11 protein-coding genes are annotated in these 12,413 nt (G+C 70.4%); 8 read left to right on the plus strand and 3 right to left on the minus strand.

From position 1 onward, the window contains the following. Positions 1–6 precede the first annotated feature (6 nt). The gene (locus tag AB0F52_RS26730; protein WP_360176487.1) at positions 7–423 is read left to right on the plus strand and encodes a nuclear transport factor 2 family protein; all 417 of its coding nucleotides are present in this window, start codon (positions 7–9) and stop codon (positions 421–423) included. A 396-nt stretch (positions 424–819) separates the two neighbouring features. Here AB0F52_RS26730 and AB0F52_RS26735 read toward each other — a convergent pair whose 3' ends face one another. Both AB0F52_RS26735 and AB0F52_RS26740 read right to left on the minus strand, forming a co-directional pair. Continuing rightward, positions 820–1,383: a TetR/AcrR family transcriptional regulator gene (locus AB0F52_RS26735; RefSeq protein WP_360176490.1), complete on the minus strand. Its 564-nt coding sequence runs from the start codon at positions 1,381–1,383 to the stop codon at positions 820–822. Between the two features lie 121 nt (positions 1,384–1,504). Then, positions 1,505–2,209, minus strand: a complete 705-nt coding sequence (locus tag AB0F52_RS26740) for an SDR family oxidoreductase (RefSeq protein WP_360176493.1) — start codon at positions 2,207–2,209, stop codon at positions 1,505–1,507. 101 nt (positions 2,210–2,310) lie between these two features. On the opposite strand from AB0F52_RS26740, the gene AB0F52_RS26745 reads away from it, so the two are divergent. Beyond that, positions 2,311–2,802, plus strand: a complete 492-nt coding sequence (locus tag AB0F52_RS26745) for a helix-turn-helix domain-containing protein (protein WP_360176496.1) — start codon at positions 2,311–2,313, stop codon at positions 2,800–2,802. Between the two features lie 191 nt (positions 2,803–2,993). Then, complete coding sequence (locus AB0F52_RS26750) at positions 2,994–4,154, plus strand: AAA family ATPase (RefSeq protein WP_360176499.1); 1,161 nt, start codon at positions 2,994–2,996, stop codon at positions 4,152–4,154. 6 nt (positions 4,155–4,160) lie between these two features. Here the strand turns inward: AB0F52_RS26750 and AB0F52_RS26755 are convergent, their stop codons facing one another. Next, positions 4,161–5,165: a LacI family DNA-binding transcriptional regulator gene (locus AB0F52_RS26755; protein ID WP_285988665.1), complete on the minus strand. Its 1,005-nt coding sequence runs from the start codon at positions 5,163–5,165 to the stop codon at positions 4,161–4,163. Between the two features lie 153 nt (positions 5,166–5,318). On the opposite strand from AB0F52_RS26755, the gene AB0F52_RS26760 reads away from it, so the two are divergent. From AB0F52_RS26760 to AB0F52_RS26780, 5 genes are read left to right on the plus strand one after another with little or no spacing between them, the layout of a single operon-like run. Then, positions 5,319–6,398: an ABC transporter substrate-binding protein gene (locus AB0F52_RS26760; protein WP_360176503.1), complete on the plus strand. Its 1,080-nt coding sequence runs from the start codon at positions 5,319–5,321 to the stop codon at positions 6,396–6,398. Next, positions 6,395–7,963 carry a sugar ABC transporter ATP-binding protein gene (locus AB0F52_RS26765; RefSeq protein WP_360176506.1) on the plus strand — a complete coding sequence of 523 codons (1,569 nt, stop codon included), beginning with the start codon at positions 6,395–6,397 and terminating at the stop codon, positions 7,961–7,963. Before AB0F52_RS26760 ends, AB0F52_RS26765 begins: the two co-directional genes overlap by 4 nt. Continuing rightward, positions 7,944–8,894, plus strand: coding sequence for an ABC transporter permease (locus AB0F52_RS26770; protein ID WP_360176509.1), 951 nt, complete (start codon positions 7,944–7,946; stop codon positions 8,892–8,894). Before AB0F52_RS26765 ends, AB0F52_RS26770 begins: the two co-directional genes overlap by 20 nt. Next, entirely contained in the window at positions 8,891–9,871 is a 981-nt protein-coding gene (locus AB0F52_RS26775; protein ID WP_360176512.1) for an ABC transporter permease, read from the plus strand. The genes AB0F52_RS26770 and AB0F52_RS26775 overlap by 4 nt, the downstream gene beginning before the upstream one ends. 30 nt (positions 9,872–9,901) lie before the next feature. Further along, positions 9,902–12,391, plus strand: a complete 2,490-nt coding sequence (locus AB0F52_RS26780; RefSeq protein WP_360176515.1) for a LamG-like jellyroll fold domain-containing protein — start codon at positions 9,902–9,904, stop codon at positions 12,389–12,391. The last annotated feature ends 22 nt before the right edge of the window (positions 12,392–12,413 follow it).

The following is a 12,413-nucleotide window of genomic DNA, read 5'->3' on the forward strand; positions in this document are numbered from 1 at the left end:
GCGGGCATGCCGAGCCGCGACATCGTCGAGAACGCCTGGAAAGCCTTCGCCACTCACGACGCGGACCGGATCTCCGCGGTCTTCACCGAGGACGCCGAATGGCTGGCGCCGCCGGGCAACGCCACCGCGGTCGCCCTGGGCGGCTCCTCGCACCTCGTCGGCCGGCCGGCGATCGTGCAGTTCCTCGCCGAGGACTTCCCGCGCTTCTTCGTCAGCGACGTCTCGGTGACGTTCCACGGGTTCCACGCGGACGGCGAGCGCGTCATCGTGGAAGAGACGATGACGGCCACCCTGGCCAACGGCAACCACTACGCCAACGACTACTGCTTCGTCTTCGAACTCCGCGACGGCCTCATCCACCGGGTCCGCGAGTACATGGACACCGCCCGCGGCCACCGCATGGTCTTCGGCGGGACGGCCTGAGCACGCGCTTTTGTCGAGCAGCCGCAGCCCGGGTGAACTCGATACGGTGGCCTCCGTGCGCTCCGAAATCGTGGTCCCGCTGGTCATCCGCGACCTCACCGAAGCCGACCTGCCCGAATGCGGGTGGTCGGGCTCCCGGCTGCACCTCGAACACGTGGCCCGGGAGCTCCGCCGGGACGACGCCGACTACCTCGTCGCGTGCGCGGCGCGGTCCGGGCTGCCCGTCGGCAAAGGACTGATCGACTACCGGAAAGCAGCCGGGGCGGGCACCATCGGGCAGCTGGCCGTGCACCCGGCGCTGCAGTCGTGCGGGATCGGCACCGCTCTGGGACGAAGAAGCTCCCGACGGCTCGATCCGCCGCTACGAGACCACCTGCGTCCTCATGCGAAAGGCGATCACGCGAAGACCAGCGACACCAGCTCGTCCACGAACGGCTCCACCAGCTCGGCCCCCGTCCGGTTGAGCACGCTGTGGAACAACGCCACCCGCCCGTGCGCGCCCACGAACACCACCGCCGCCGCGCGGCCCGGGGTCACCCGCAGCGGGTGACCTGCCTCGACGCAGCGCTCGAAGCCCGCGGCCAGCCGGTCGATCACGTCCAGCAACGGGCCTTCCGCGCGGGCGTCGGGGTCCGGCCGCGAAGCTCCGTTGGCCAGCATCAGGCGGTAATGGCCCGGATTCTCCATGGCGAACGCGCAGTAGGCGTGAATCTGGGCCCGCACCCGGCCGACGACGTCGGTTTCGCCGATTGACTCCTCCGCCGCGCGCATCGAATCCCGCAGCCGGGCGTATTCGTGGTCGAGCAATCCGCGGACCAATTCCGCCCGGTCGGAGAAATGCTGGTAGATGCTCGCCGGGGCGATGCCGACGGCGCGGGCGACGCCGCGGATCGTCAGCCCGTCCTCGCCGCCGAGCTCGGCGAGCAACCGGCCGGCCGCGGCCAGGATCTCGCCGCGCAACCGTTCGCCTTCGCCCCAGCGGTTTCTCGTTCGGCCTATTCCGGCTTCGACGTGTTCCGGCACCCGCCTATTCATACGCCCGCGGCGGGGACCACCGTATTCCGGGGTCGGAAAAACGCCTTCAGGAAACCAGTGCGGGGTACAGCCCGGCGAGATCGCCGGAGAGCCCGGCCCGCACGTTCCGGCTGACGTCGTCGGCGAGCACCTCGAAGCGGCCTTCCTCGACGCCGTCCAAGGCGAGTCCCGCCACGACCGCCGGGTCGATCTTCGGGCCGTCGACGTTCTTGGCCATGTCGGTGTCCATGTACCCGACGTGCAGCGCCGTCACCTGCGTCTTCTGGGCCGCCAGCTCCAGGCGCAGCGCGTTGGTCAGCGACCAGGCCGCGGACTTCGCCGCGGAGTACGCCGCCACCTGCGGTGCGGTGAACCAGGAAAGCACCGACAGCACGTTGAGCACCGCGCCGCCGCCGTTGCGCTCGAGGACCGGCGCGAACTCGCGCGTCACGGCCAGCGTGCCGAAGTAGTGCGTGTCCATCTCCAGCCGGATGTCCTCGATGGACCCGCCCAGCAGGGACGACCCGGTCGACGAACCGGCGTTGTTCACCAGCAGCGTGACGTCGCCCGCAACGGCCGCGGCTTCCCGGATGGACTCCGGATCGGTCACGTCGAGACGCAGCGGGACCACCCCCGGCAGGTCGATCGACTCGGGATTCCGCGCCGCGGCGTAGACCTTGGCCGCGCCCCGCTCCAGCAGCGCCGCGGCGAACCGCCGGCCCAGGCCCCGGTTGGCTCCGGTGACCAGCGCCACCGCACCCGTGATGTCCATGACGAACTCCTCTCGCACCTGACTTGCTCGTTGCAAGCTAGCTGGCCTCGACCCTACGGGGTAAACTTGCTCCCAGCAAGTCAGGTCGAAGGGATCACACGATGAGCCGTCGCATCACCTGGGCGGACGCCGCCTGTCCGATCGCCCGCGCCGCCGACGTCCTCGGCGAGCCGTGGACGCTGCTGATCCTGCGCAATGCCACCGCGGGCACCACCCGGTTCGAGGACTTCCGCGCCCAGCTCGGCATCGCCGACAACGTGCTGACCACCCGCCTGGCCAAGCTCGTCGACCGCGGCCTGCTCACGAAGCTCCCCTACCGCGACGGCGGCCGCACCCGCCACGAGTACCGCCTCACCCAGGCCGGCTCGGACGCGCTCCCGGTGCTGCACGCCCTCGGCGCGTGGGGTGACGCCCACACGGCGTCGGAAGCCGCTCCCGGCCCGATGACACTGGTCCACACCCGCTGCGGGCAGCTCACCCGGCCGGGCGCGAAGTGCGATTCCTGCGGGAAACCCCTGGCCAGGGGCGATCTGGCGTGGCGCGGATCCTGGCTCGGCGAGGGCGAAGTCCCCCTGGCGGACCCGGTCGGCTGAGCCGAACGGCCCCAACTACGACACCTCGGACGTCCCCCCTTCCGCGCGGAGGCGTCCCAGGTGGAATCCTTGTGGGCCAACGGCTTCACCGGCGCCCGCAAGGCCGCCGCCCGCTTCTACGAAGCGACAATGCCGGTCAAGTGAGCGGGCATCCCGCCTCCCTGAAGGGGCACTTCGGCTAGGTTCGAGGCATGCTCACCACGCTGGCCGTCGAGAACTACCGCTCGCTGCGTGACCTGGTGCTGCCGCTGTCCGGCCTGACCGTCGTCACCGGGCCGAACGGCAGCGGCAAGTCGAGCCTGTACCGGGCGCTGCGGCTACTGGCCGACGCGTCGCGCAACGGCGCCGTGGCGGCGCTGGCCCGCGAGGGCGGGCTGCCGTCGACGCTGTGGGCCGGCCCGGAGAACGGCGTGCGACGCGGGACCACGCGCGTCGAGGGCAAAGTGCACACCAAGGCCGTCGGGCTGCGGCTCGGCTTCGCGGGCGACGAGTTCGGCTACGCCCTCGACCTGGGACTGCCGGTGCCGGGCAAGAGGACGTTGTTCAACCTCGACCCGGAGTTCAAGCGGGAAGCGGTCTGGTCGGGGCCGTACCTGCGGCCGTCGGCGTTGCTGGCGGACCGGGCGGGCCCGTCGGTGCGCACGCGCGTCGCGTCCGGGGCCTGGGGCGAGGACCGGTTCAAGATCCGGCTCACGGACAGCATGCTGAGCGAGTTCTCGGACCCGCGGGCCTGCCCGGAACTGGTGGTGCTGCGGGAACGCATCCGGTCGTGGCGCTTCTACGACCACTTCCGCGCGGACGCCGACGCACCGGCGCGCCAGTCCCGCATCGGCACCCGCACGCCGGTGCTGTCCCACGACGGCGCCGACCTCGCGGCGGCCCTGCAGACGATCATCGAGGTGGGCCGCGACGCGGACCTCGCGGAAGTGCTCGACGCGGCCTTCCCGGGCTCGACCGTGGAGGTGCGGCGCTCCGAGGACGGCCTGCTGTCGGTCGAGTTCCGCCAGCACGGGTTGCTGCGTGCGCTGTCGGCGGCGGAGCTGTCGGACGGAACGCTGCGGTTCCTCCTGTGGGTGGCGGCCCTGCTGACCCCGCGCCCGCCGGAGCTGCTGGTGCTGAACGAGCCCGAGACCAGCCTCCACCCGGACCTCCTGCCGGCCTTGGCGACCTTGATCGCGACAGCGGCGAAGGAGACTCAGCTCGTGGTGGTGTCCCACGCCCAGCCCCTGATCCGCGCGCTGGCGGAAGTGGCCGAGGTGAGCACGGTCGAGCTGGAGAAGGAGTACGGCGAGACGAAGGTGGCCGGCCAGGGCCGGCTGGACCGTCCGTCGTGGCACTGGCCGGCCCGCTGAGAAGCGTCAGCGGCCGCGGGTGCTTTCGCGGATCTCCAGCGCGAACGGCGTCTGGATGTCCTGCGGCGGGGACGTCTTGTCTCCGGTGATGCGCCGGTGCACGAGGTCCACCGCCGCCTCGGCCAGTGCGGTCTTGTCCGGCGCGATCGTCGTCAGCGACGGCAGCGAGAATGCGCTCTCTTCGTTGTTGTCGAACCCCACGATCGCCACGTCCTCCGGCACCCGCAGCCCCAGCTCGGCCACCGCGCGCAGCGCGCCGACGGCCAGCAGGTCGTTGAAGCAGAACACCGCGTCCGGCGGCGAAGGCAGTGCCAGCAACGACTTCATCGCCGCCGACCCCACCGACCGGTGCCACTTCTCCGCCGGGGCCACCAAAGCGTCCGAATAGGACAAACCGGCCTCCGCGAGCGCCGAGCGGTACCCGGCCAGCCGCTGCGACGACGTCCCGCGCTCCGGGTTGCGCCCGATCGCCGCGATGCGCTTGCGGCCCAACGCGGCCAGGTGCGACACCGCCGTGCGCGCGGCCAGGACGTTGTCGATCGCCACGTGGTCGATCGGCACGTCCACCGCGTGCTCACCCAGCATGACCAGCGGAATCCCGCCCGGATCGGCCGGGAAGTCCGGCGCCTCGAGGGCTTCCGGGTGCACCAGGGCGCCGTCGACCAGGTGCGGCCCCAGCGACGAGAGCGTCTCCCGCTCCCGTGACCGCGTCCCCTGCGTCTGTTCGATCAGGACGCTCCAGCCGCGCTTCTGGGCCGCCGTGATCACCAGGCCGGCCAACTCGCCGAAGTACGGGATCGACAGCTCCGGCACCATCAGCGCCAGGAAGCCGGTGCGGCCGCGGCGGAGGTTGCGGGCCCCGACGTTGGGCCGGTACCCGGTCGCCGCCAGGGCTTCCTCGACCCGCCGGCGGTTCTCCGGCTTGACGAAGGCGTAGCCGTTCACGACGTTCGACACCGTCTTCACCGAAACTCCGGCAAGCGTGGCGACGTCCTTGAGCGTCACGGTCACGGGCGGTCCCTTCAGAGAGTGAGCACGAAGTGTAGCGAGCCGCCGCCGGTTTACAACGTTGTTCCAACGATGTAAAAAGTACCTCAAGGCTCCCGCGGTGACCCCGATCACCCCGGCGAGCGGGCCACCAACGACGCTGCCCGAGGAGTCGCCGTGCTCTTGTCCTCCCGTCCCCGACTGGTTCTGGTCACCGCAGCCGCCGCCGCGCTGACCCTCACCTCCTGCACCAGCAGGGAAGATTCCCCCGCGGCCCCGTCGAGCGGCGGTGGGCCGGCCGCCAGCGCCCAGTCCGCCGCGCCGTCCGCCGGCGGCTGCACGCTCGAGAAGACCGGTTACCCCAAGGTCGACCTGAAGACGGCGGTGGTCGGTTTCTCACAGTCCGAAAAGGAGGCCAATCCCTTCCGGATCACCGAGACGCAGTCCATCCGCGACGAAGCCGCGAAGCTCGGCATCGCGAACGACAAGCTGCTCGTCACCAACGCCCAGAGCGACCTGAACCGGCAGATCAGCGACATCAAGTCGATGCTCGACCGCGGCGCCCAGCTGCTGGTCGTCGCCCCGCTGAACTCCGACGGCCTCCAGCCGGCCCTCGACGCGGCGAAGGCCAAGAAGGTCCCGGTCATCACCATCGACCGCAAGGTGACCTCGCAGGCCTGCACCGACTACCTGACCTTCATCGGCTCGAACTTCGTCGAGCAGGGCAAGCGCGCCGCCGAGGAGACCGCGCGGGTCACCGGCGGCACCGGCAAGGTCGCGATCCTGCTCGGCTCGTCCGGCAACAACGTCACCACCGACCGCACCAAGGGCTTCAAGGACGAGCTGGCGAAGACGCCGGGCCTGTCCGTGGTCGCCGAGCAGACCGGCGAGTTCGACCGGTCCAAGGGCCAGTCCGTGATGGAGCAGCTCATCCAGAGCCACCCGGACATCACCGCCGTCTACGCCGAGAACGACGAAATGGGCGTCGGCGCGGTCAACGCGCTCAAGACGGCCGGCAAGACGCCGGGCAAGGACGTCAAGATCATCTCCATCGACGGCACCCGCAACGCGGTGCAGCTCATCGTCGACGGCAGCTACAACGCCGTGATCGAGTCCAACCCGCGCTTCGGCCCGCTGGCCTTCCAGACGCTGCAGAAGTTCGAGAACGGTGAGCCGATCCCGGCGAGCATCGTGATCACCGACGACCAGTACGACGAGACCAACGCCGCGCAGAAGGTCGGGAACTCTTACAAATGACGGCAGCCACCGAAGAGGACGTCGCCATGACGACCGCGCCGGTGCTCGAGGTGGCCGGGGTGACCAAGCGGTTCCCCGGCACCCTCGCCCTCGACGACGTCAGCTTCGCGCTGAAGCCGGGCGAGGTGCACGCGCTGGTCGGCGAGAACGGCGCCGGCAAGTCCACGCTGATCAAGGTGCTCACCGGCGTCTACCAGCCCGACGAGGGCGAAGTGCGCCACCTCGGCGAGCCGGTGGCGTTCAAGCGGCCGATCGACGCGCAGCGCGCCGGGATCTCCACGATCTACCAGGAGGTCAACCTCGTCCCGCTGATGAGCATCGCCGGCAACGTCTTCCTCGGCCGCGAGCCGCGCACTCGCACCGGGCTGGTCGACTGGTCCAGGATGTACGCCGACGCCCGTGAGCTGCTCAAGGGCTACGGCATCGACGACGACGTCAAGCGCCCGCTGCACACCCTCGGTGTGGGCGCGCAGCAGATGGTCGCGCTCGCCCGCGCGGTCTCGACCGACGCCAAGGTCGTCATCATGGACGAACCGACGTCGTCGCTCGAGCCGCGCGAGGTCGAGACGCTCTTCGAGGTGCTGAACCGGCTGCACGCCGAAGGCATCGCGATCGTCTACGTCAGCCACCGGATGGACGAGCTGTACCGGGTGTGCGACAGCGTCACCGTCCTGCGCGACGGCCGGGTCGTCCACAGCGGACCGCTCAAGCCGCTGCCGCGCATCGAGCTCGTGTCGCTGATGCTCGGCCGCGAGATCCGCCAGATCCGCGAAGAGGGCGTCACGGCGTTCGGCGAGGAGCACGACGTCGAGCGCGAGCCGCTGCTCAAGGCCGAAAATCTGTCCGGTATGCGCAAGCTGCACGACGTCTCGGTGAGCATCCGTCCCGGCGAGGTCGTCGGCCTGGCCGGCCTGCTCGGCTCCGGCCGCAGCGAGACGGCCCGGGCCATCGTCGGCGCGTTCCCCCTCGACGGCGGCAGCGTGCTGCTGGCCGGGAAACCGCTGAAGAAGGGCAAGATCGCCCAAGCCGTGCGGGCCGGGATCGCGCTGCTGGCCGAGGACCGCAAGACCGACGGCATCATCCCCAACCTGTCGGTCCGGGAGAACATCGTGCTGGCCGCGCTGCCGACGCTGTCGCCGTTCGGGCTGGTCAGCAAGGCCAAGCAGGACAAGATCGTCAAGATCTTCATGGACCGCCTGCGGATCAAGGCGGCCGGTCCCGAGCAGAAGGTGTCGGAGCTGTCCGGCGGCAACCAGCAGAAGGTGCTCCTGGCCCGCTGGCTCGCCACCGGCCCGAAGATCCTGCTGCTCGACGAGCCCACCCGCGGCATCGACGTCGGCGCCAAGGCCGAGGTCCAGGCGCTGATCGACGAACTCGCGCAGGAAGGGCTCGGCGTGCTGCTCATCTCGTCCGAACTGGAGGAACTGATCGACGGCTCCGACCGCGTGGTCGTGCTGCGCGACGGCTCGGCCGTCGGGGAGCTGACCGGCGACCGCATCACCGAGGAGAACGTGCTGACGGCCATCGCAGCGGAGGGTGACAACGATGTCCACCGCCACCCTTGAGCGCGCGAAGGTCACCGGGTGGCTGCAGGACTACGGCGTCTACCTGGCCGTCGTCGTGCTGCTGCTGTTCAACGTGGTCTTCACCGAGAACTTCCTGTCCGCGGCCAACTTCCGCACCCAGCTGGTGCAGGCGGCGCCGGTCTGCATCGTCGCGCTCGGCATGGCGCTGGTGATCGGCACCGAGGGCATCGACCTCTCGGTCGGCTCGGTGATGTCGATCGCCGCCGCGCTCATCCCGCTGTACCTGGGCGCGGGACCGCTGCTGGCGATCATCGTCGCCGTCCTCGCCGGGATCGTGTCCGGCCTGTTCAGCGGCTACCTGGTGGCCTACCTGGGCATCCAGCCGATCATCGCGACCCTGGCGCTGCTGGTCGGCGGGCGGGGACTCGCGCTGGTCATCGCCCACGGCCAGCTCGTCCAGCTGCACAACCGCGACTTCCTGGAGCTGGGCACCGGCGACGTCCTCGGCGTCCCGGTCATGGTCATCGTGGCGGCGGTGCTCGCGGTGCTGGCCGGGCTGGTCGTGCAGCGCACGACGTTCGGCCGCCACCTGGTCGCCGTCGGCGGCAACCGCGCGGCGAGCTCCCTGGCCGGGCTGCCGGTGAAACGCGTGCTCGTCGGCGTCTACGTCATCTCCGGGGCACTGGCCGCGGTGGCCGGCGTGCTGGCGACGTCGAGGCTGGGCGCCAGCGACCCCAACGACCTGGGGCTCTTGATGGAGCTGTCCGCGATCACCGCGGTCGTCGTCGGCGGCACCCCGCTGACCGGCGGCCGGGTCCGCGTGCTCGGCACCGTGTTCGGCGCGCTGCTCATGCAGCTCGTGCACGCCACCCTGATCAAGCACAACCTGCCGGACTCGACCGCGCAGATGGTCCAGGCGGCCATCATCGTCGTCGCGGTTTACGTCGCCCGCGAGCGGAGCAGCAGATGACCGCCACCACCACCGAACCCGCCGCGCGCAACGCCGCCTTCGCCGGAGTCCTGCAACGCCAGGGCGCCGCGGTCGTGCTCGTGCTCGGCATCGCCGCCGCGTGGTTCGCCTTCCCCCGCTTCGGGTCCGCGGACAACCTGCGCGACCTGGCGCTGCAGAGCTCGTTCCTCGCGGTGATCGCGCTCGGGATGACGTTCGTGATCATCTCCGGCGGCATCGACCTCTCGGTCGGCTCGAACTACGCGCTCGGCGGCGTCCTCGCCGCGTACGGCGCCCAGTACGGGCTGGTCGTGGCGATCCTGCTGCCCCTGGCGGTGTGTTCGCTGATCGGGTTCGTCAACGGCGTGCTCATCGCGCGCACCGGGATGGCGCCGTTCATCGTGACGCTGGCTTCCCTGCTGTTCGCCAGGGGACTCCTGCTCGCGCTGACCTCCGAGGGCGCGACGACGTACAAAGTGGACGCCGGCTCGGCGTTCCTCTGGCTCGGCCAGGGCACGATCTTCGGCATCGGCGTCCCGGTCTACCTGACGCTCGTCCTGTTCGCCCTCGGTGGGCTGCTGCTGCGCCGCACCCGGTTCGGCCAGTCCGTGTTCGCCATCGGCGGCGCCGAGCAGTCGGCGCTGCTGATGGGGCTTCCGGTGGCCCGCACCAAGATCAGCCTCTACACGCTCAGCGGCGCGCTCGCCGGCGTCGCGGGCATCCTCACCGCCGCGTACCTGCAGTCCGGCGTCACGGTGATCGGCGTCGGCACCGAACTCGACGCGATCTCCGTCGTCGTCATCGGCGGCACGCTGCTCACCGGCGGCGCCGGGACGATCGTCGGCACGCTCGTCGGCGTCCTGCTGCGCACGCTGATCCAGAACGTCATCAACCAGATCGGCACCCTCGACTCCAACTACCAGACCGTGGTGAGCGGCGCCTTCCTGCTCGTCGTCGTGGTGATCCAGCGCCTGCTCGCGCGCTCCCGTACCCGCTGAACCCGCGTCCCCTACCAGGAGGTTCACCGAATGTTCCGCCCCGCCCGAAAATCCCGGAGATGGCTCACCGCGGCCGCCGCGTTCGCGGTCGCGGTGGCCGGCCTCGGCACCGTGCCGGCCGCGGCCTCGGCCGCCGAACCGCAGTGGCAGCGGCTCACCCCGCCGCTGTCCACGCCGTGGACCAAGGACGTCTCCCCCGCCAACGCCCTCCCCGACTACCCCCGGCCCCAGCTGACCCGCGACAAGTGGCAGAACCTCAACGGCGTCTGGGAGTTCTCCTCGGCCAAGCCCGGCGAGGCCGCCCCGATCGGCCGTTCGCTGGGCGAGCGCATTCTCGTGCCGTACCCGGTCGAGTCCGCGCTGTCCGGGATCATGCGCCACGAGACGAACATGTGGTACCGGCGGACGTTCCAGCTGCCGCGCGACTGGCGGGGGCAGCGGATCCTGCTGCACTTCCAGGCCGTCGACTACGACACGACGGTCATCGTCAACGGCAAGACCGTCAGCCGCCACACCGGCGGCTACGACGCCTTCTCGGTCGACGTCACCGACGCCCTGACCACCGCGCGCGACCAGGAGCTGATCGTCGGCGTCGCCGACCCGAACGACCAGGGCGGGCAGCCGATCGGCAAGCAGCGCCAGCCCGGTGACGGCATCTTCTACACACCGTCGTCGGGCATCTGGCAGACCGTCTGGATGGAGCCGGTGGCGGCCACGCGCATCGACCGCCTGGACGTGACGCCCGACGTCGCGAGCGGGTCGGTCACGGTGAACGCCGTGGTCGGCGGCCCGGTGAAGCAGCGCGTCGAAGCCGTCGCCTACGACCACGGCCGCCCGGTGGGGCGGGTGTCCGGCGACGCGAACAAGCCGTTGAAGCTCAAGGTGGACCGGCCGCACCTGTGGTCGCCGGACGACCCGTTCCTCTACGACCTGCGGGTGAAGCTCGTCCCGTCGGGCGACGAGGTCGGCTCGTACTTCGGCCTCCGGTCGGTCGGCGTCGGCAAGACCGCCGACGGCAAGCAGCGGATGCTGCTCAACGGCAAGTTCGTCATGCAGGTCGGCCCGCTCGACCAGGGTTTCTGGCCGGACGGCATCTACACCGCGCCGACCGACGCGGCGCTGAAGTTCGACCTCGAGCAGGAGAAGGCGCTCGGCTTCAACATGGTGCGCAAGCACATCAAGGTCGAGCCGGACCGCTGGTACTACTACGCCGACAAGCTGGGCTTGCTGGTGTGGCAGGACATGCCGGCGATGAAGGACGACGTCGAGCCGTCCGCGGCTTCGCGCGTCAACTTCGAATCCGAGATGCACCGGATGATCGACCAGCACCGCAGCTTCCCGTCGATCGTCAGCTGGGTGCCGTTCAACGAGGGCTGGGGCGACTACGAAGTCGGCCGCATCGCCGACCTCGTCAAGTCCTGGGACCCGACGCGGCTGGTGAACGCCGAATCCGGCGTCAACTGCTGCCGGTCCGAACCGGACAGCGGCAAGGGTGACATCTACGACGACCACACCTACACCGGCCCGGGCACGCCGGTGCAGACCGGCCCGCGCGCGGCGGTCGACGGCGAGTACGGCGGGCTCGGCCTCAAGGTCGCCGGGCACGAGTTCGACGCGACGGGCAGCTTCGCCTACGAAATGGAACCCGACAGCGCGACGCTGACCCGGCGCTACGGCGAGCTCCAGCAGCGCCTGCTGCTGGTCGCCCAGCGGTGCGGGGTGTCCGCGGGTGTCTACACGCAGACCACCGACGTCGAGAAGGAGGTCAACGGCTTCTTCACCTACGACCGGCAGGTGAAGAAGATGGACTTCGCGGCGGTCCGCGCGGCGAACCTCGCGGTGATCAAGGGCGCCACCGGCGCACCGGTTTCCGGTCCGTCGGTGCCGGCCGGAACGCCCGGGATCGACGGCATCGCGGCGTACCCCTTCGACGAGAACACCGGCACGGTGGCGGAGGACGTCGTGGGCAGCCACGACGCGACACTCGCCGGCGGCGCGTCCTGGACCGCGGGCAAGAGCGGTTCGGCGCTGGCGGTGAACGGATCGGGCCAGTACGCCGACACCGGTGCCGCGCTGGTGAACACCGAAGGCAGCTACAGCGCGGCGGCGTGGGTGAAGTTCAACGCCGTGGGTGACGGCTTCCAGACGATCGTGAGCCAGGACGGCGCCGGCAACAGCGCGTTCTTCCTGCAGTACTCGGGCGCGGACCACCGGCTGGCGATGAGCTTCGTCGGCACGCGGGCCCTGGCACCCGCGGCTCCGGAGCCGAACCGCTGGTACCACGTCGTCGGCGTCCGCGACGCGGCGTCGGGCACGCTGAAGCTGTACGTCGACGGCCAACTGGCGGCGACGAAGAGCGTCTGCCTCGGCGAAGCATCGACGGGCCACACGGTGATCGGCCGCGGCAAGTACGGCGGCGGCCCGGTCGACTACCTCAACGGGGCGGTCGACCAGGTCCACGTCTACGACCGGGCGCTGTCCGACGCGGACGTGAGCGCGTTGTACAGCAGCGGCAAGTAGCGATTCCTCCGGAATGGCCGCA

The organism is Amycolatopsis sp. NPDC024027 (genome assembly GCF_040638975.1).
GTDB lineage: Bacteria > Actinomycetota > Actinomycetes > Mycobacteriales > Pseudonocardiaceae > Amycolatopsis.